This is a genomic window from Streptomyces montanus (assembly GCF_005786655.1).
In the GTDB taxonomy this organism is placed as follows: domain Bacteria; phylum Actinomycetota; class Actinomycetes; order Streptomycetales; family Streptomycetaceae; genus Streptomyces; species Streptomyces sporangiiformans.
In genome coordinates, this window is sequence record NZ_VBZC01000079.1 from 1 (window position 1) to 18,010 (window position 18,010).

General features: G+C 70.1%; 15 protein-coding genes, 1 tRNA gene and 1 pseudogene. 13 read left to right on the plus strand and 4 right to left on the minus strand.

The window, feature by feature from the left end; translation table 11 throughout:
* The 7 genes and pseudogenes from FE633_RS41680 to FE633_RS41710 all read left to right on the plus strand — a co-directional run.
* Positions 1 to 531, plus strand: a pseudogene (locus FE633_RS41680) (hypothetical protein); the annotation flags it as partial.
* Positions 532 to 617: 86 nt separating this feature from the next.
* A tRNA-Ala gene (locus tag FE633_RS41685) sits at positions 618 to 691 on the plus strand.
* A 928-nt stretch (positions 692 to 1,619) separates the two neighbouring features.
* Entirely contained in the window at positions 1,620 to 3,017 is a 1,398-nt protein-coding gene (locus FE633_RS41690; RefSeq protein ID WP_138050376.1) for an RraA family protein, read from the plus strand.
* Positions 3,014 to 4,354 (plus strand): TRAP transporter large permease subunit, encoded by a 1,341-nt coding sequence (locus FE633_RS41695; RefSeq protein WP_138050377.1) that lies wholly within the window; start codon positions 3,014 to 3,016, stop codon positions 4,352 to 4,354. Before FE633_RS41690 ends, FE633_RS41695 begins: the two co-directional genes overlap by 4 nt.
* 15 nt (positions 4,355 to 4,369) lie before the next feature.
* The gene (locus tag FE633_RS41700) at positions 4,370 to 4,648 is read left to right on the plus strand and encodes a hypothetical protein (RefSeq protein ID WP_138050378.1); all 279 of its coding nucleotides are present in this window, start codon (positions 4,370 to 4,372) and stop codon (positions 4,646 to 4,648) included.
* Positions 4,649 to 4,775: 127 nt separating this feature from the next.
* On the plus strand, positions 4,776 to 5,528 hold the full coding sequence (locus tag FE633_RS41705) for an IclR family transcriptional regulator (protein ID WP_138050379.1): 753 nt from the start codon (positions 4,776 to 4,778) through the stop codon (positions 5,526 to 5,528).
* 16 nt (positions 5,529 to 5,544) lie between these two features.
* A complete protein-coding gene (locus FE633_RS41710) occupies positions 5,545 to 6,522 on the plus strand; it encodes a cyclase family protein (protein ID WP_246114075.1) in 978 nt (325 codons plus the stop codon).
* Positions 6,523 to 6,922: 400 nt separating this feature from the next.
* On the opposite strand, the gene FE633_RS41715 is transcribed toward FE633_RS41710, so the two are convergent.
* The gene (locus FE633_RS41715) at positions 6,923 to 8,047 is read right to left on the minus strand and encodes an NAD(P)/FAD-dependent oxidoreductase (protein ID WP_246114076.1); all 1,125 of its coding nucleotides are present in this window, start codon (positions 8,045 to 8,047) and stop codon (positions 6,923 to 6,925) included.
* Between the two features lie 476 nt (positions 8,048 to 8,523).
* Positions 8,524 to 10,626 carry a glycoside hydrolase gene (locus tag FE633_RS41720; protein WP_138050380.1) on the minus strand — a complete coding sequence of 701 codons (2,103 nt, stop codon included), beginning with the start codon at positions 10,624 to 10,626 and terminating at the stop codon, positions 8,524 to 8,526.
* Between the two features lie 316 nt (positions 10,627 to 10,942).
* On the opposite strand from FE633_RS41720, the gene FE633_RS41725 reads away from it, so the two are divergent.
* Positions 10,943 to 11,962, plus strand: a complete 1,020-nt coding sequence (locus FE633_RS41725; RefSeq protein ID WP_138050381.1) for a LacI family DNA-binding transcriptional regulator — start codon at positions 10,943 to 10,945, stop codon at positions 11,960 to 11,962.
* A 32-nt stretch (positions 11,963 to 11,994) separates the two neighbouring features.
* On the opposite strand, the gene FE633_RS41730 is transcribed toward FE633_RS41725, so the two are convergent.
* Positions 11,995 to 12,492 carry a GNAT family N-acetyltransferase gene (locus FE633_RS41730; RefSeq protein ID WP_138050382.1) on the minus strand — a complete coding sequence of 166 codons (498 nt, stop codon included), beginning with the start codon at positions 12,490 to 12,492 and terminating at the stop codon, positions 11,995 to 11,997.
* A gap of 51 nt (positions 12,493 to 12,543) precedes the next feature.
* Between FE633_RS41730 and FE633_RS41735 the strand changes: the two genes are divergently transcribed.
* Positions 12,544 to 13,368 (plus strand): exodeoxyribonuclease III, encoded by an 825-nt coding sequence (locus FE633_RS41735; RefSeq protein ID WP_138050383.1) that lies wholly within the window; start codon positions 12,544 to 12,546, stop codon positions 13,366 to 13,368.
* Positions 13,369 to 13,396: 28 nt separating this feature from the next.
* Here FE633_RS41735 and FE633_RS41740 read toward each other — a convergent pair whose 3' ends face one another.
* Positions 13,397 to 14,020 carry a MerR family transcriptional regulator gene (locus FE633_RS41740; RefSeq protein WP_138050405.1) on the minus strand — a complete coding sequence of 208 codons (624 nt, stop codon included), beginning with the start codon at positions 14,018 to 14,020 and terminating at the stop codon, positions 13,397 to 13,399.
* A gap of 200 nt (positions 14,021 to 14,220) precedes the next feature.
* Here FE633_RS41740 and FE633_RS41745 point away from each other — a divergent pair, with 200 nt between their 5' ends.
* The 4 genes from FE633_RS41745 (at position 14,221) to FE633_RS41760 (ending at position 17,978) form a co-directional block, all read left to right on the plus strand.
* Positions 14,221 to 15,822 carry a flavin-containing monooxygenase gene (locus FE633_RS41745; RefSeq protein WP_138050384.1) on the plus strand — a complete coding sequence of 534 codons (1,602 nt, stop codon included), beginning with the start codon at positions 14,221 to 14,223 and terminating at the stop codon, positions 15,820 to 15,822.
* On the plus strand, positions 15,819 to 16,751 hold the full coding sequence (locus tag FE633_RS41750; protein WP_138050385.1) for an alpha/beta fold hydrolase: 933 nt from the start codon (positions 15,819 to 15,821) through the stop codon (positions 16,749 to 16,751). Before FE633_RS41745 ends, FE633_RS41750 begins: the two co-directional genes overlap by 4 nt.
* Entirely contained in the window at positions 16,748 to 17,632 is an 885-nt protein-coding gene (locus tag FE633_RS41755) for an SDR family oxidoreductase (protein ID WP_138050386.1), read from the plus strand. The genes FE633_RS41750 and FE633_RS41755 overlap by 4 nt, the downstream gene beginning before the upstream one ends.
* Positions 17,633 to 17,708: 76 nt before the next feature.
* Positions 17,709 to 17,978, plus strand: a complete 270-nt coding sequence (locus FE633_RS41760; protein ID WP_138050387.1) for a hypothetical protein — start codon at positions 17,709 to 17,711, stop codon at positions 17,976 to 17,978.
* Positions 17,979 to 18,010 lie beyond the last annotated feature (32 nt).

Below are 18,010 nucleotides of genomic sequence, written 5' to 3' on the forward strand. Positions count from 1 at the left end.
CGGCGGCGGCCGCCCGCCGAGCCGGGCGCCGCTGACGAGCCGGAGGACGGACCGGGGCCGGCCAGTGACCCCGGCCTGTCCGCGCTCGCCGCCGACCGCCGCGCCCTCGTCGAGCAGACCGACCACGCGGAGTGGGTCGACCAGCAGCGCGAGCGCCGTCGCGGGCCCGCCGGCGGCGACAGCTGGGACCCCGTCCCGGTGCCCCTGCCGACGTATGTGACGGCCCCGGTCGCCCCGCGCGCCACCTCCGACGTCGACCTGGGCGGTCCGGACGCGTGGAGCTCGGCGCGGTCCAGTGCGGCCGAGCCGAGCGCCGACCGCTCGACGACTCGGTCGGCTCAGGCCGCCGACGCGGGTGAGGGCTCCGCGGGGACGGAGGACGAGCCGGGAGAGCCCGGCTCGGACGATGCCCCCGACAGCGCCGCGGACGCCCGCCGGGCCGCCTCGGCTCGCCGCGCCCGTGAACGCGGCCGCACACCGCTCTTCGACCAGTACGAGGACGGCGACCGGCCGCGCGCCGCCAACGAGTGACGACGCCCCAGAACCCCTACCCCTGACCAGCCAGGAACGGATTTCCAAGCACCCGGACGGGGATGCTAGAGTTTCACTCGTTGCAAGGGCCTGTGGCGCAGTCTGGTAGCGCACCTCGTTCGCATCGAGGGGGCCAGGGGTTCAAATCCCCTCAGGTCCACCGCACGGCCGTTCTTGAGTTAGCTCAGGGGCGGTTGACGAGATCCCGGCGATCATGATGATCGTGCGGGATCTTCGTCGTTTCCGGGGTCTGTTCTGGCCGTGTTGGTGGCTGGGATCGGCGTAGTCGTAGTCCAGGCGGCTGAGTTGGGCGCCGGTGCGCTGGTAAAGCCAGGTCTCGAGGATGTCGAGGTTTCCTGCGGTGACCAGGATGGCGACGAGGAGCGTCTGGGCGACCTGGCCCGGGGCTGGCCGGTGTTGGGGTTGCCGATGTCGATCTCGTCGCCCTTGAGGCGGCCGTGGATGCCTTCGTTGTGCGAGCGGATGGGCTGTAGACGGCGATCCAGTCGTCGGACAGGTAGTGGCTGTCCTGCCGGAACTTCGCGGTCTTGAGGTCGCCGGCGGCGTCGGCGGGGACGGTGATGTCGGACTTGCTGCAGACAGGGGGCAGTTCGTCCGCCGGTGGCAGTGTGAGCCATTCGTCCTGGGGGAGTTGGACTGTGGGCCGGGCGGCGGGGTGGGCAGCACGCTTGCGGTGATCGGTGAAGTCGACCACTGCCGACGGCGGTCCCGAGGTGTGGGGCTTGCGGGGGCGAAGCCGGTCGCGGCGTGCGCAGTTCACCGACGGCGACGGTCCGGCGGCCGGGCACTGGAGCCGGATGGCGCCTCAGGCGTCGGGGCCCTGCTTGGTTTTGAGGAAGTGCGGCTCGCGGGCGGGCCTCGGTCTAAACGCCTCCACTCGCGTACATGGAAACCCCGAAACCGGATGCGTCGCTACTGCCCCCTCCAGTCTTTGCGGGGATGGTTGATCGATCATTTCGCGACCCCTTGACGTCCGCTTCACTCGCAGGCAGCATCCACCTTGCTCATACAACGATAAAAATTATCACTCAATGAGAATCCCCTGGTGGGTGGCAAGGAGGCCACGCATGCGTGTCGGAGTGCTCGGGCTGGGCGAGGCGGGAAACCTGTATGCGACAGGGTTCCTGGAGAACGGCTGGTCGGTGGCCGGGTACGACCCGGGGGATGTGCCGACGCCGACGGGTGTGGAACGTGCGGAGAGCGTTGAAGCCGCTGTCCGGGACTGCGACCTGGTGCTCGGCCTGACCGGAGCCAAGGCCGCACTGACGGTGGCCCGGGAGGCGGCTCCGCACCTGGGTCCCTCCACGGTGTACGCGGACATGAACGCCAGCGCCCCAGCGCTGAAGCGGGAGATCGCGCAGGTCGTGAGCTCCTCGTCGTGGGCCGTCTTCGCGGACGTGTCGGTGATCGGCCCGGTTCCCACGCACCGGCACCGCACCGCTCTGGTGACCAGTGGCCCGGGCGCCACGGTGATCGCGGACTACTTCGGCACACTCGGTGCGCCGGTGGAGGACCTGGGCGGGGAGCCGGGGGCGGCCTCGGCCCGCAAGCTGCTGCGCAGTGTGTTCATGAAGGGCCTGGGCGCGATCATCGTGCAGACCGTGGAGGCCGGCCGGGGCGCCGGGGACGAGCTGTGGGTGCGCGAGCAGATCGCCTCCGAGCTCGCCGGGGGCGAGAGCACACTGCAGCGCCTGTACGCGGGGACCGCCAAACACGGTGTGCGCCGGGCGTACGAGATGTCGGCGGCCGCCGATCTGATGGCCGGCCTCGGCCTGGACGCCGAACTGGTGCACGCGATCAGCCATGTGCACACGCTGGCGGCCCGTCCGGAAGGGCTGCGGGACGCACCGTGGGTCTCGGACGAGCTGCTGGCCGCGCACCGGGACGTGGCCGCCGCGAACATCGGTGACGCGGTGGACCGTCTCGCCCTGCTCGACTCGGGTGTCCGGCCACTGTGGCCGGGTGCGCGGGCGATCGGGCGGGCCCTGACGGTGTGGACGCGGGCCGGGGACAACCAGGCCATCCACGAGGCCATCAAGGTGGCGGCACCCGGAGACCTCATCGTGGTCAACGGGGAGGGCGACACCTCCCGCGCGCTGATCGGCGAACTGATCGCCGAACGCGCCAAGGCCCGCGGAGTGGTGGGCATGGTCCTGGACGGCGCGGCGCGCGACGTCGACGTGCTCGCCGAGATCGGCTTCCCGGTATGGGCGCGGGCGGTGACCCCGGCCGGGCCCTACAAGTTCGGCCCCGGACACGTCAACGTGCCCGTGGCGGTGGGCGGGCTCGTCTGCCGGCCCGGTGACCTGGTCGTGGGGGACAGCGACGGAGTTGCCGTGGTCGCCGCCGAGCAGGCAGAGTCGGTGCTCGCCGCTGCCCGCGCGGTCGAGGCCGACGAGGCAGGCCGCCGCGCCGACATCCGCGCCACCGCGGACGGCAACGCCGGAACGGGAGGCGCCTCATGATCGCCGTGTGGGCGCTGGGCTGCTACATCGCGGCCATCCTCGTATGGAACTCCGTCCTCAAGCGCAACATCGGTGAGGCGCTGATCGTCGGATTCCTGGTCACCGGCTTGTTCTCCGGCGGCGACATCGGCCATGTGCTGTGGAGCAGTCTCGCCGAGGCGATGCAGGAGGAGGTGACCTTCGCCGCTCTGGCTTTTGTGTTCATGAGCTATGTGCTGGCGCGTACCCCGGTCCTGGACCATCTTCTGGACATCCTCAACGCGATGCTGGGACGCCTGCGCGGCGGCCCGATCTACACCTCGACCGTCGCCGCGGGCGTGTTCGGCGCCATCGCACACGTGGGCGCCGCGGTCACCGCGGCTGTCGGTTCGGTCACGATCCCGTGGATGAAACGGTCGAACGTCAGCGGCGAGCTTGCGGCCACTGTCGCGGCCGGCGGCGCGGGCATGGGTGTCACCTTCCCCTTCAGCTCCACCATGTTCATCCTCATGGGCTCGGCAGGTGTCGCCTCGGTGGTGTCCACCGACGACATCGTGCTGCCGCTCTTCCTGGGCGGACTGTGGTGCCTGGGCTACCGGCTGGTCGCGGCGTTCGTCATGATCCGCCGCCACGGCATCCAGCCGGTGGACACCGGCGAGCTCAAGCCGCTGCGCCGCACGCTGGGTGTGGGCTGGACCAGCCTGCTGCTGTTCGGCGGGATCGCGCTGCCGCTGCTGCTGACGCGCGGGCCGCTTGCCGGCGCGCTCGGCCGTTACCTCGACGGCGTGAAGATGTCCGACGCGATCAGCCTGATCACCTGGATACCGGTCCTGATGATCACCCTCGTGCTGCTGCTCGGCCGTCGCCACCTGCCGCGCACCGGGCAGGGGTGGTGGGACCTGCTGGGCGGGGCCGCCCCGAAGTTCGGTGTCCTCGGCGTCACCATCGTCGCCGCGTTCTCGGCGGCGGGCGCACTGGGCGAACTCGGCCTGCCCGAGCAACTGACCGAGTTGCTGTCCGGTGTGGACGCGCCGGTGTGGGCCATGGCCTTGCTGGTCGGCGTTCTCGTGGTCGGCGTCGCGATCCCGCTCACCGCCAGCGCCACGATGGCCGCCATCGGCCCGGTCGCGGTCTCCGCGCTGATCGGTGCCGGGGTCTCCCCGGCCACCGCCTGCGTCGCCGTGCTGATCTTCGCCTCCACCGAGGGCGCCTCACCCCCGTCGGGCGCGCCCATCTACGTGGCGAGTGGCATCGCGGGCGTCGACCCGTCGCGCACCTTCATGCCGCTGCTCACCTACTACTGCATCCCCATCCTGTTCATCGGCGCCGCCGTGGCCCTCGGCGTCCTGCCCGTCTGAAACCGGAGGCCACCCATGCCCATCCGTGCGCTCCAACTCCTCTTCCGCCTCAGCGTCATCGGCTTCCTGACCGGCGGCTTCCTCATCGTCATCGGGCAGGCCCTGGGCCTCGCCCTGGGTGACGCCGGCTGGGTCGCCGCCGTCGAGGAGCACGCCGGACCGGCCGTCTTCATCGTCGCCGGCGTCAGCGGACTGCTCGCCTTCGTCCTCTCCTACCTGACTACGGAGGAGCTGCCGGGCACGCCCACCACGCCTCAGGACCTGCAGCCCGCGGCAGTCCCCCGCCCGAAATAGCGGGTCCGGCAGCCTGGACAGTCCGTACGAACGGGGCGATCCCCCGTACGGCCACCTGCCTTCTGATAACTCTTATCGGACTACGGCACACCGGGTGCCGTGCCGACTGTCCAGGAGCTCACCACCCATGGCCCCCACCTCCGCTTCCCCCATGCGTTCGGTCGACAGGGCACTCGACGTGCTGGGTGTTCTCGAGGACGCCCGTCACCCGCTGCGCCTGAGTGACGTCGCCCGCCGCGCGGAGCTGCACGTGGCCACCGCCCAGCGCATCCTCAACGTCCTGGTCGATCGTGGTTACGCGGCCAAGGAGGACTCCGGCTACGTGGCCGGCCCCGCCACCGTTGCCACCGCCCACGCGTTCCTGGTCAACAACCGGCTCAGCCCCGTGGCTCTGCCCGTCCTGCAGGAACTGGCCGCCACCACCGGCCTCACCCCGACCCTGTTCGTCCGCGTCGGATCCGCCCGGGTACCGATCGCCCGCGTCGAAGGCCGCAACCCGCTGCGCTACCAACTGCCCATCGGGGACAAGCTCCCCCTGCACCTGGGCGCCGGAAAGGCACTGCTGGCCTGGCTGCCCGAGGACGAACGAGCAGCCTGTGTCGCCGCCGCAGCGCCGTTCACCCGGGCCTCCGGCGAACAGATCACAGCTGAGGACCTGACCGCCGAACTGCGCAGCGTCAGGGAGGACGGCTTCGCCCTCGCCCAGGGCGAACGCGTCCCGGACGTCACCTCCGTCAGCGCACCCATCCTCAAGGGCGACACGCTGCTGGGCGCCCTCAGCATCGTCGGATCCAGCAGCGACCTGCCCGAGAGCGACCACCCCCGCATCATCACCGAAGTCCGCCACGCGGCGGAGGCCATCGCCGCCCGCTGCCCCTGACCGAAAGCCACTGCCTGTGTCGCTTCCCATACCGACGTACGAGGAACTCCTCCACCGCACGGACGCACCCCCCGGATCCAGCTGGCACATCTTCGTCGACCAGCCCGAACGCGGCATGGCCAACTTCGCGGGCCCGCAGCAGATCCGGCGCGCCGCCCAGTGCGTACACGACGGCCGCGCCCTGAACCTCGACCACCCCCTCGACGCCTTCGACCCGCCCATGTCCCAGGCACGCGGCATCCCCCACCACCGCATCACCGCCAAGCACGACCAGGCCCGCGACGACGTCCTGGACAACTTCCACCTCCAGGCGAGCACCCAGATCGACGGACTGCGCCACCGCCGCGCCTCAGGACACGGCTTCTACAACGGCGTACCCGACGAGGACATCACCCCGCGCAGCCCGCGTCTCGGCGTCCAGCTCTGGGCGGAGACACCGCTGGCCGGACGTGGCCTGCTCATCGACATCGAAGGACTGCTCCACGAACGCGGCACCCCGCTCGACCACGCCTCGGGCCCCGCCCTCACACCTACTCTGCTCGACCAGGCACTCGACGCACAGGGCTGCCATGTCGAGGCCGGCGACCTCGTGCTCGTCCACACCGGTTGGGCGCACTGGTACCTCACCACGGACCCCGCCACCCGCGCGGAGACACGAGCCGCACGGCGCGCCACCGGCTTCGCCCAGTCCCGCGCCTTCGCCGCTTGGTGCTGGGACCACCGCATAGCCCTGATGGCCACCGACACCTTCGCAGTTGAGGTCCTGCCCGTACTGCCGGAGAGCGACTTTCAGGAAAGCGCACCTGAAGACGCTGGGATGATGCACCAGGAACTGATCGCCAAACTCGGCCTTCCCCTGGGCGAGTTGTGGAACCTGACCGCCCTGGCCGCCGATTGCCGGGCCACCGGCCGCTGGGACAGCCTCCTGACCGTCAAACCGCTCCACCTCACCGGTGGAGTCGGCTCACCCGCCAATGCCACCGCACTGCGCTGAGATGCGCCCCATGCCGACGTCAGGTGCGGCAGCGAGAACCGAGCCTGGAACTGCCCGCGTTCATCCGTACGCGGGTGGGGACGTTCAGGTGTACGCCGACAACACAGCGCCAGCAGAGCCAGCCCCTTGAACAAGTCGGCCCGCACTCAGGCCGCGATGAGCCACCACGAGCACCCCACAAGCCAGGCCAAGGACCAGGATCGCGAAGAAGCTAAGTCGCCCTGAACCAAGCCCAGTTGATGCCCCAAGCCGATCACTTGACCAGCGCGCCTCATGTGTCTCATGCCCCCAAACGACCTTTCCGGCCCGCGTGACGCGGCGGCGCGGCTTTACGAGCCTGTTTCGGGCGCCCGGAGACGCACCCGCCTGGTCGCGGTAGTGGTGGCGCTTGCCCGGGCTGTCACGGGGGGAACCGCTCCGGACGGAAGTCCGCAAGCATCTCATCTCTCTTCCCACTGAGGATCTCCGAAGCAAGCAGCCGGCCGATTACCGGCCCGAGCGTGATGCCGCTGTGGGAAACGGCCTCGTAGTAGCCCGGCACGGACGGCACCGCTCCCACCGAGGGGAATCCGTCGGCTGGGATGGGCCGGTTGGATACTCGTGTCTGTGCGATGCGGGAGTTGCCGAGTTCGGGGACGACGTGCCGGGCCGATTCGTGGAGCAGCCGTGCGAGTTCCGCTGGATCTTCGCCTGTGTCGATGAGTGCGTCGATCTCGCGGCTGTGGAGGACCACCGAAGCGTCTCCGTCAGGACGGATCTCGATGTGGGGCGCGTGCATGGCCCGGTGAACCGGGACGTGAGCACAGTCGATCCGGGTGACGACGCCGGGTTCCCGGCGCATCGGCAAGTGCCGTGCGATGAGCCCGGCGACGTGGGAGGCGCTGGGGCCTGCCGCGTTCACGACGATGTTGACGTCGAGAGAGCTCCCGTCCGACAGAGCGACTGTCCGGATGCTCCCGTCGGCACCGGTGCCGATGTCACAGACCGCGGTGCCGAACCGGTGCTCGGCGCCGGATGCAAGGGCCTGGCCGACCAGGCGGCCGACGAGATGACGTCCGTGCACCCAGGCTTCGTCGGGGTAGAACATGACGGGAACCTCGCCGGGCATCGTGAGAGCGGGTTCGAGGCGGCGGCGCACCTCGGCCCCCGTGGACACCTCCACCCGGTAGTCCCAGTCGGCCAGCAGTTCGGCTGTTTCCAGGAGCTTCGCCTCCGCTGCGGGGTCGTCCGCCCAGCGCAGGTGGCCGCTGGGATACCACCACGAGTCAGGCCCGATGGCCCGGGCAAGCTCACGGTGCGCTGTCATGCCCGCGACGTTCAGGTCGAAGTAGGACTTGCGCGCGGTCTTGTTGCTGGCGTTGACCCACGAGAAAGACCAGTTGGTGACGCCTTCGCCCGGCTGTCCCGCGTCGATGAAGACCACCTTGGCGCCGTGCCGGGACAGGTTCCAGCCCACGCTGGCTCCGAGGATGCCCACTCCGATGACAGCAACTCGTTCAGGCCGCTTCGCGGACCCGATCCTCACGAACGCCCCCTTCCCAGATCACGGGCGAACTCCCGTTTCCAGCATGCAGCAGACGACGGTCACGCTAGCCAGCAGCGCAGACACCTACACCCGAACGCGGGACTTCGGCTGGATCCCCAGCTCACCGAGACCGCGCGTCGCCGGGTCCCGGGCCGGAGACCTCCGCGGTGCCTTTCCGCTACCCGGCGGGGAACGATCACTCGCGTCACGGGAAACGATCTTCAAGCCGCTGAGTCGTGCCTGATCAGGCCGACTCGTGAACGCCCCACCGCAGCTCAGAACCCCTGCCGGAGAAATCCGGCAGGGGTTCTTTTGTGTGGTGTCCGGTTCCCAACTTCGGGTCCCGGTGGCATTGTGACGGGCCGTGACCTCGATCTCGGGCGGGCCTGTTCCTGATGGCGGGACGCCTCCGGCCCGGCCAGGAAGGCCGGCGGCCCGGGCCGGAGGCGTCGTCACGCGATGCTCGTTGTGGCGTGCTACTCGGCTTGCGCACCTTCTTGGTCCGTCGCGGCGGCGTCCGTCACGTCGGTCACCCTCCAGCGCTGGTTCGAGCCGGAATTGGGCTCCCACACCGTCACCGCGGCCCCGTCGTGCTGGGCCTGGCCGCCGACCTCCAGGGCCTGACCGGTGGCCGCGTTGACCAGGGTCCAGGTGCCGTCGCCGGTCGTCGACATGATCCACTGGGTGGCCTTGTCGCGGACGCCCTCGTCGGCCTCCAGCACCGGGGCGCCGTCGCGGAGGGCCAGGCGCTTGCCCGCGACGGGGTTGGTGAACATATACCGCTTCCGGTTGTCGTCGCCGCGGATCTGGCGCAGCGTCCACTGCCGGCCGGCGGCCGCGTCCGCGCTTGCCGTCCTGATGACGAGCTTCGTGCCGTCGTCGGCGACGGTGACGTCCTTGCCGCTCTGGACACCGGTCAGCTCGTAGGTGTGGCCCTTCCGCAGCAGCGGGGCGTCCTTCGCGACACCGGTCGCCCCCTTGATCAGGAAGGAGGTCACCGACTGGCCGGGCACGGTGAAGGTGGCCTTCCGGTCGCTGACCCTGATGGCCTCCTTCTTCTCGAGCTTGCCGTCGGCGCTGGTCACGACGGGGGTGACCATGGCGTTGCGGGTGACATTGCCGAACTTGGACAGGTCGATCGTCACCGCACGGGGCGAGGTGGTGCTGTTGACGTGGACGACGGTCGCCCCGTTGCCCTTCTGGGAGACGGCGGCGGCGCTGGACGTGTCGTCGACCTTGATCAGCCGGTCGCCGGGCTTGATGTAGTGGGTGAAGTTGCGCGCGGTGTCGAACTTCGTGTTCGTGCGGATCGGGCAGGTCTCCAGGGTGTCCTGCGAGGTGCAGCTGAACGGGATCTGGATCTCACCCCAGTTGCCGCCCTTGGCCGACTCCCCACCCGGCTTCATGTTGTCGTAGTCCTCGACGGGCTGCCAGAACACCCAGGCGCGGGGCTCCAGTTCGCGCAGGTCGTCGACCATGCGCTGGGCGAGTCCCAGACCGGGCCGCATGTCGGTGAAGCTCTGGCCGTCGCCCCAGTCGCCCTCGACCTCGCTCATCCACAGCGGCTTGTCCGCCGCCTTGGCCAGGTCGCGTACGGTGGTGCGCTGGCCGGTGCCGTAGGTGTGGACGTTCATCTGGCCGACGAGGTCACGGACCTCCGGCGAGTAGGTCCCCCAGTTCCGTGCGAACAGGCCCGGGTTGGTCTCGTCCATCGCGGAGATCTCCGCCTTGGTCCTCGCCTTTGCCAAGGCGGGGGACAGGGCCTTGATCACCTTCTGCTGGAGTTCGGGGCCTATGTGCGCGCCTTCCTGACGGCCGCCGACGGGCTCGCCGTCAGGGCCCAGTTGGGTGCCCCAGTAGCCGGTGTTGGGCTCGTTGAAGGGGTCGACGGTGTCGACCTTGATCCGGTGGGCCTTCTCCAGGCGCTTGGTCGCCCCCGCCATGTAGGCGGCGAAGTCGTCGACGGACTCGGTCTTGAGCTGGTCGGTGTTGGCGTTGAAACCGCCCGAGACGTAGCCGCTGGCCGTCATGAACCACGGCGGGGAGTTGCTGAAGGTCTCCCAGTGGTCGATGTCCTTCTTGATGCGGTCGACCCACCAGCGCTGAGTGGCATCGGCGTCGGGGTTCCAGTCGGCCGGGTCCTCGGCGTCCCACCAGTCGGTGTCCTCGCGCGTGGTGCCGTCCGGGGCCTTCCACCAGCCTTCGACCGCTCCTCCGGGGCGGAGGTAGTCCTTGACGTCCGGGGCGTTGCCACCGCCGATGTTGTAGCGGGCGATGTTCAGGGCGAGGCCGTCGTCGCCGAAGAGGAGCCGGGCGAGCTTCTCGCGGATCTCCGGGGGGTAGTCGCCGGTGGCGTTGGCGAACCAGACCAGGCTGGTGCCCCAGCCCTCGAACCGCTCCTGGCGGTAGGAGGGGTCGGGCCGGACGGTGACCGAAGATGCGGCGGTCGCGGCCGCGGCGCTCTCGGCCTCCGCGGCCTGCGCTGCCGGCAGCGAGGCGGTGGCCAGGACGGTCCCGGACGCCAGGGCGGTGATGCCGATGGCCCTGAGGAGCCGTCGCTTGCGGGTGCGGCGTGCCATCTCGAGTGCTCCCAACCTTCTGTGTAGTGCCGTGACTGTTGGTTCAGGCCGTCCGAGCTCGGTGCCGGGGGCCGCGGGTCGCTCCACATCGAGGTCCGCCCGAGGCGATGCCGGGCATAATGTTTACGTAAACATCGGTTGGCGTGATGTCTACCCTGTAGGAATCTCGAAGGTCAAGAAGTCGTAAGCATCGAAAAGTTGCGCGCAGCTAGGGGACACCGTGGACACAGCTGACAGTGACAGCACGTCGGCGGGTACGCCTCGGACCGGAGCGCGTACCGGGCGGGGAGCCGTCCGCCGCCGGACGAGCGCCTCCATGGCGGACGTCGCCCGACTCGTCGGCGTCTCCTCCCAGACCGTCTCCCGCGTCTCCAACGGCTACCCGGGCGTCACCGAGGAGACCCGTCGGCAGGTCCTGGCCGCGATGCGGGAGCTGGGCTACCGGCCCAACAGTGCCGCCCGGGCGCTCAAGCGCGGCGAGTTCCGCACCATCGGCGTCATCACCTTCACCCTCTCCACCACGGGAAACGTGCGCACCCTCGAGGCGATCGCCGCGTCCGCGGCCGAGCAGGGCTATGCGGTCACACTGCTGCCGCTCGCCGTGCCCACCCAGGACGAGGTGAAGGGCGCCTTCTCCCGTCTGGGGGAACTCGCCGTCGACGCGGTCATCGTCATCATGGAGGTGCACCTGCTCGACGCGGCCACGGTCTCACTGCCGCCCGGCATCCAGGTCGTCGTGGCCGACTCGGACGCCGGCGACCGCTACACCGTGGTCGACACCGACCAGGCGGGCGGGGCCCGGGACGCGGTGCGGCATCTGCTGGACCTCGGCCATCACACGGTGTGGCACCTCGCCGGGCCCGAGGACTCCTTCGCCGCGCAGCGACGCGCGAACGCCTGGCAGACCACCCTCACCGAGGCCGGCCGCTTCGCGCCACCCCTGGTGCGGGGCGACTGGTCGGCCGAATCCGGTTACCGGGCCGGTCTCCGCCTCGCCGAACAGCAGGACTGCACGGCGGTGTTCGCCGCCAACGACCAGATGGCACTGGGCCTGCTGCGCGCCCTGCACGAACGTGGCCGGAAAGTACCCGCCGAGGTCAGCGTCATCGGCTTCGACGACATCCCCGAGGCCGGGTCCTTCCTGCCGCCGCTGACCACCGTCCACCAGGACTTCGCCGAAGTGGGACGACGCTGCGTCGAGGGAGTCCTCAGCAAGATCCGTCAGGACGTGACGGACGCGGAGGCGGAGACGGAGCACGGCACCACGCTCGTCCCGACGCGCCTCGTACTGCGCGACAGCACAGCGGCGCCGCCCAAGGCGCCGCCTCAGCGGTAACGCCGGCGGGTATCAAGCTCCCGCGGGCGCCGTCACGCAGGCCGATCGTCCTGCCGCAGCGGCTTGGCGAAGCACGCGCTCAGATCGTCGAAGCGGTAGTGGCCGAACTTGCGGCAGGGTTCGTAGCCGCTGGAGGTGTAGAGCGCGATGGCCTCCGGCTGCTTGGCGCCCGTCTCCAGGACCATGCGCGTGCGTCCGGCCGCGCGGGCGTCGTCCTCCAGAGCCGCGAGGACGCGGCGGGCGAGGCCGTTGCCACGGGCTTCCGGGATCACGTACATGCGCTTGATCTCCGCGTCGCCGTCCGAGTAGCCCTCGTCGTTCTCGTCCTGGCATCGCCAGCCGCCCGTGGCGACCGGGCGGCCCCACTCGTCGTACGCGATGAGGTACAGGCCGAGCGGCGGCTCGAACATGGCCGGGGCGAGGGGAGTGACGTCGCCCTCGTCGCCGTAGCGCACGGCGTATTCGGCCTGGACCTCGTCGTTCAGCTTGACGGCGTCGGGGTGGTCGAAGGGGACGCGACGTATATTCATGTGGATGATCGTACATCCATGCATCGCCTGGCGGGTGGAGTTCCGTATTGAGTGTGCCGGTATCGTGCCCGCGTGCTCACTGTGACCTCTGTGAATGTGAACGGGCTGCGGGCCGCCGCCAAGAAGGGCTTCGTGGAGTGGCTCGGCGGGACCTCCGCCGACGTGTTGTGTCTCCAGGAAGTGCGGGCCGAGCCACAGCAGTTGCCGGAGGGGGTCCGGCAGCCCGAGGGCTGGCATGTCGTGCACGCGCCCGCCGCCGCCAAGGGGCGTGCGGGCGTGTCCCTTTTCACCCGGCGTGAGCCCGACCGGGTCCAAGTCGGCTTCGGGTCCGCCGAGTTCGACGGCAGTGGGCGGTACGTCGAGGTCGATCTGCCCGGCGTCACGGTCGCGAGCCTGTACCTGCCCTCCGGTGAGGTCGGGACCGAGCGTCAGGACGAAAAGGTCCGGTTCATGGGGGAGTTCCTCGCCTATCTGAAGGGGCTCAGGGAACGGGCCGCCGCCGACGGGCGTGAGGTCGTGGTGTGCGGCGACTGGAACATCGCCCACCAGGAGGTCGACCTCAAGAACTGGCGGGGCAACAAGAAGAACTCCGGGTTCCTGCCGGAGGAGCGGGCGTGGCTCGGCTCGGTCCTCGACGAGACCGAGGGCGGGTACGTCGATGTCGTGCGGGCGCTGCATCCGGACGTCGAGGGGCCCTACACCTGGTGGTCCTACCGGGGGCGTGCTTTCGACAACGACACGGGCTGGAGGATCGACCTCGCCGTGGCGACCCCTGGGCTCGCGGCGCGGGCCGTCAAGGCGGTCGTGGAGCGTGCGGCCAGCCACGCGGAACGATGGTCGGATCACGCCCCGGTGACCGTGGTCTTCGAGAGGTGAGCCCGCCCCTCTGCCGCTCCGGCCAGGGCTACGGCTGCTTACGCACACGTCGGTCCATCGCCATCGACAGTTCCGCCTCCACCACGCTCTTCGCGAGCGGGCGCAGGCGCTGGAGGTCGTCCGTCGAGCCTCCCTGGGCGAGGACGAGGTCGGCGAAGAGTTCGGCCAGCGCGTCCGTGTGTTCCCGTACGCGCCGGGCGGCGGCCAGTACGTCCGCGAGAGGAATGCCCTCGCGGACCAGTGCCGCCGAGACGTCGAGCAGGCGTCGGCTGACGTGGACGATCTCGCCGCCGTCCGTGCCGAGATAGCCGAGGTCGAGGGCGGCGGAGAGGTTCTCCGGGGTCGCCTGGTCGCCGAAGTAGTCGGCGAGTTCCTCGGGGGAGAGATGGACCGGGGTTTCCTCGGTGGGCGCGCCGAGGCCCAGCAGTTCGCCGACGTTCCGGCCGTGGTCGAAGGCCTCGGCCAACTCCGCTATGCCGCTGAGGGTGTGGCCGCGCTCCAGGAGCGCCGAGATGGTGCGCAGGCGGGCCAGGTGGTCGTCGTCGTACCAGGCGATGCGGCCCTCGCGGCGGGGCGGCGGTATCAGCTTGCGCTCACGATAGAAGCGCAGGGTGCGCACCGTGATGCCGGCCTCCCTGGCCAGCTCCGCCATGCGGTACTCCCGCTTTCCCGATCCCTCGACCACGTGAGCAGCCTATGTTGTACCGCCAGTAACTTTCCCCGCCTCCGCCCCCTACCCAGCAGTACGCGGCTCCTCTACTCTCCCCATTGCGCCAGTGTTCACTGGCGTGGTCGCGCGGCGAAACGCGGAGCAACAGGGCCGCGGAGAACAGGGACCAGGGAGGTGTCCGGATGACCGGGCAAGGGGTGACCGGGCACGGGACGGCCGGGCACGGGACGGCGGGGAAGGAGGAGGTGACCGGGCACGAGCAAGGGCGACATGTGCGCGTGGCGGTGGTCGGCTCCGGATTCGGCGGGCTCGGGGCGGCCGTCCGGCTGCGGCGGGAAGGGATCACCGACTTCGTCGTCCTGGAACGGGCCGGCAGCGTCGGCGGAGCCTGGCGGGACAACAGCTATCCCGGCTGTGCCTGCGACGTGCCGTCCCATCTCTACTCGTTCTCCTTCGCGCCCAACCCCGACTGGCCGCGCACCTTCTCCGGGCAGGAACACATCCGCGCCTATCTGGAGCATGTGACGGATGTCTTCCGGCTCCGTCCGCACATCCGCTTCGACTCCGAAGTGAAGAAGATGACCTGGGACGGCGAGCGGCTGCGCTGGGACATCGAGACCAGCAGCGGGAACCTCACCGCCGACATGGTCGTCTCCGCCACCGGCCCGCTCTCCGACCCCAAGTTCCCGGACATCCCCGGTCTCGACACCTTCCCCGGCAAGGTCTTCCACTCGGCCCGCTGGGATCACGACTACGACCTGCGCGGCAAGCGGGTCGCGATGATCGGCACGGGGGCGTCCGCCATTCAGATCGTGCCGTCCATCCAGCCCGACGTGGCCCGGCTCACGCTCTTCCAGCGCACCCCGCCCTGGGTGTTGCCCCGCGTCGACCGTGCCATCAGCACAGTGGAGCGCCGACTGCACCAGCGACTGCCCTTCACCGCACGGGCCCGGCGCGGATTGCTGTGGGGGATCCGGGAGTTGCAGGTCCAGGCGTTCACCAAGCGCCCCCATGAACTCGGTGTGGTCGAGCAGTTGGCCAAGCGGAACATGGCCCGCACCATCAAGGACCCCCAGCTGCGCGCGAAGCTCACTCCCGACTACCGCATCGGCTGCAAGCGCATCCTGCTGTCCAGCGACTACTACCCGGCCATCGCCCGGCCCAACGTGGACGTGGTCGCCGCCGGGCTCAGCGAGATCCGCGGCTCCACGCTCGTCGCCGCCGACGGCAGTGAGGCCGAGGCCGACGCCATCGTCTTCGGTACGGGTTTCCATGTCACCGACATGCCCATCGCGGAGCGCGTCGTGGGCGCGGAGGGCAGGACGCTCGCGGAGGTGTGGCGGAGCGGCATGAAGTCGCTGCGGGGCGCGTCCGCCCCCGGGTTCCCCAACTGGATGACGATCATCGGCCCGAACACGGGCCTCGGGAACTCCTCCATGATCCTGGTGATCGAGTCCCAGCTGAACTACATGGTCGACTACGTACGGCAGTTGGAGGTCCTCGGTGGCCGAGTCGCCCTCGACGCCCGCCCCTCGGCCGTGACCGCCTGGAACGACAAGGTCCAGGAGCGCATGAAGCGCACGGTGTGGAGCACGGGCGGCTGCACCAGCTGGTACCTGGACGCGGAGGGCCGCAACACCACCATCTGGCCGGGTACGACGACGGAGTTCCGCCGGGTCACGCGACGCGTCGACCTCGGCGAGTACCAGGTCCTCCGGGCATCCCGGCCCCGGATCCCATCCCAGAGCCAGTCCCGCGATGAGAAGGTCGAGGCCGAGGCGTGAGCCGACTGACGCATGTGAAGAGTGGTCCCTACGCCCCGCCCGCCCCCGCGCGCGAGCTGACCGCCGTCTCCGCCGACGGCGCGCGGCTGCATGTCGAGGTGCATGAGCCTGTGGACGGGGCGTCCGCGCCCACGGTGGTCCTGGTGCACGGGTGGACCTGCTCGACCGCCTACTGGGCCGCGCAGATACGGGACCTGGCCGCCGACCACCGGGTGATCGTGTACGACCAGCGCGGGCACGGGCGCAGTCCCGCCAGTCCCGCGTGCAGCACCGACGCGCTCGCCGACGACCTGGAGGCCGTGCTGGCGGCCACGCTCGCGCCGGGCGAGAAGGCCGTACTCGTGGGGCACTCCATGGGCGGGATGACGTTGATGGCCGCGTCGGGTCGGGCGCGCCTTCGGGAGCACGCGGCCGCCGTACTGCTGTGCAGTACGGGCAGTTCGCGGCTCGTCGCCGAGTCGCTGGTGGTGCCGCTACGGGCCGGACGGATGCGCACCTGGCTCACGAAGCGGATCCTGGGCGCGCGGGCACCGCTCGGACCGGTCACGCCACTGGCCCGGCGGATCCTCAAGTACGCCACGATGGGGCCCGGTTCGGCCCCGGTGATGGTCGAGGCGTGTGCGCGCATCGTGCACGCGTGTCCGCGCCAGGTGCGGTACGCCTGGTCGCACGTACTGGACACGCTCGATCTCGACCACGCTGTACGGGAGTTGACGGTGCCGACCGCGGTGGTCGTGGGCCTGGCCGACCGGATGACACCGGTGATCCACGCACGCGCTCTGGTCGCCGCGCTGCCGAACTGTGTCGGCGCCACCGAGCTGCCCGGGGTAGGGCACATGACCCCGGTCGAGGCACCCGAGCTGGTCAACGGGCGGATACGGGAACTCGTGTCGACGTACGTGCGCGTCGAGCTGAAGGAGGACGCATGAGCAGGGTCGGCCTGGAAGGACAGGTCGCCGTCGTCACGGGCGCGGCGCGCGGCGTCGGGGAACTCCTCGCCCGCAAGCTCTCCGCGCGCGGTGCGAAGGTCGCCCTCGTCGGCCTGGAGCCGGACGAGCTGAAACGGGTCGCCGAGCGGCTGCACACGGAGGGCGGCCACTGGCACGCCGACGTCACCGACCACGAGGCGATGGCGCGGGTCGCGGCCGAGGTGAAGGAGAGATTCGGGAAGGTCGACATCGTCGTCGCCAACGCGGGCGTCGCGAACGGCGGGCCGTTCATGGACTCCGACCCCGAGGCCTGGCGGCGTGTCATCGAGGTCAACCTGATCGGCTCGGCGGTGACGGCCCGCGCCTTCCTGCCCGCCCTGACGGAGAGCCGCGGCTATCTGCTGCAGATCGCCTCGCTCGCCGCGATCACGCCCGCGCCCATGATGACGGCGTACTGCGCGTCCAAGTCGGGCGTGGAGGCGTACGCGCACAGCCTGCGCGCCGAGGTCGGCCACCAGGGCGTACGCGTCGGGGTCGGGTATCTGTCGTGGACCGACACCGACATGGTGCGCGGCGCCGATCAGGACGATGTGATGCGGGAGTTGCGGCAGCGGCTGCCGTGGCCGGCCGGCAAGACGTATCCCCTGGGGCCGGCCGTCGACCGGATCGTGGCCGGGATCGAGCGACGGGCCGGCCATGTGTACGGGCAGTGGTGGCTGCGGGGCATGCAGGGCGTCCGCGGGTATCTGCCGGGGATCATCGGGACGGTCGGGCAGCGGGAGATGAGGCGGTTCGGGGCGAGGCTGAGGGATGTCCGTACGGGGCTCGTCGGCGCAGGTGGGGCGGCTGATGAGGAGGCGCGGAATACGGTGCGTAACTGATCGAAATGCGTGCTTTGTCCGCCCATGTCAATCTGGTCGAGGCCCAATCCCCTCACCCACATTGGGAGTGAATCTCATGGGCATGCAGGACCAGTCCAAGGACAAGGCCAATGAGCTCAAGGAGCAGGCGCGCAAGCAGCGTTCCGGCTCCGGCCAGGGGCGTGACGACATGAGCGGGCGCGAGCGCGAGCAGCACACGCCGCGGACGCCGCGCGAGGAGCGGGAGCAGGCCGAGCGGGAGCGCCGTCGGCGGGAGTCTGAGCGGGGGCGGCCGGAGCAGGATGAGCCTACGCGGCGGGCTGAGCGGGAGGCGCAGGATCGGTTCGACCAGGACTACGACGTGTAGTTCTGCTCGGGTCGCTTGGAACGGGGTGCCCT

Excerpts from the sequence above, each read along its gene's own strand:
- FE633_RS41690 (WP_138050376.1), top strand. The coding sequence starts at position 1,620 with ATGCGTGTCGGAGTGCTCGGGCTGGGCGAGGCGGGAAACCTGTATGCG.
- FE633_RS41695 (WP_138050377.1), top strand. The coding sequence starts at position 3,014 with ATGATCGCCGTGTGGGCGCTGGGCTGCTACATCGCGGCCATCCTCGTA.
- FE633_RS41700 (WP_138050378.1), top strand. The coding sequence starts at position 4,370 with ATGCCCATCCGTGCGCTCCAACTCCTCTTCCGCCTCAGCGTCATCGGC.
- FE633_RS41705 (WP_138050379.1), top strand. The coding sequence starts at position 4,776 with ATGGCCCCCACCTCCGCTTCCCCCATGCGTTCGGTCGACAGGGCACTC.
- FE633_RS41720 (WP_138050380.1), bottom strand. The coding sequence starts at position 10,626 with ATGGCACGCCGCACCCGCAAGCGACGGCTCCTCAGGGCCATCGGCATC.
- FE633_RS41725 (WP_138050381.1), top strand. The coding sequence starts at position 10,943 with ATGGCGGACGTCGCCCGACTCGTCGGCGTCTCCTCCCAGACCGTCTCC.
- FE633_RS41730 (WP_138050382.1), bottom strand. The coding sequence starts at position 12,492 with ATGAATATACGTCGCGTCCCCTTCGACCACCCCGACGCCGTCAAGCTG.
- FE633_RS41740 (WP_138050405.1), bottom strand. The coding sequence starts at position 14,020 with ATGGCGGAGCTGGCCAGGGAGGCCGGCATCACGGTGCGCACCCTGCGC.
- FE633_RS41745 (WP_138050384.1), top strand. The coding sequence starts at position 14,221 with ATGACCGGGCAAGGGGTGACCGGGCACGGGACGGCCGGGCACGGGACG.
- FE633_RS41755 (WP_138050386.1), top strand. The coding sequence starts at position 16,748 with ATGAGCAGGGTCGGCCTGGAAGGACAGGTCGCCGTCGTCACGGGCGCG.
- FE633_RS41760 (WP_138050387.1), top strand. The coding sequence starts at position 17,709 with ATGGGCATGCAGGACCAGTCCAAGGACAAGGCCAATGAGCTCAAGGAG.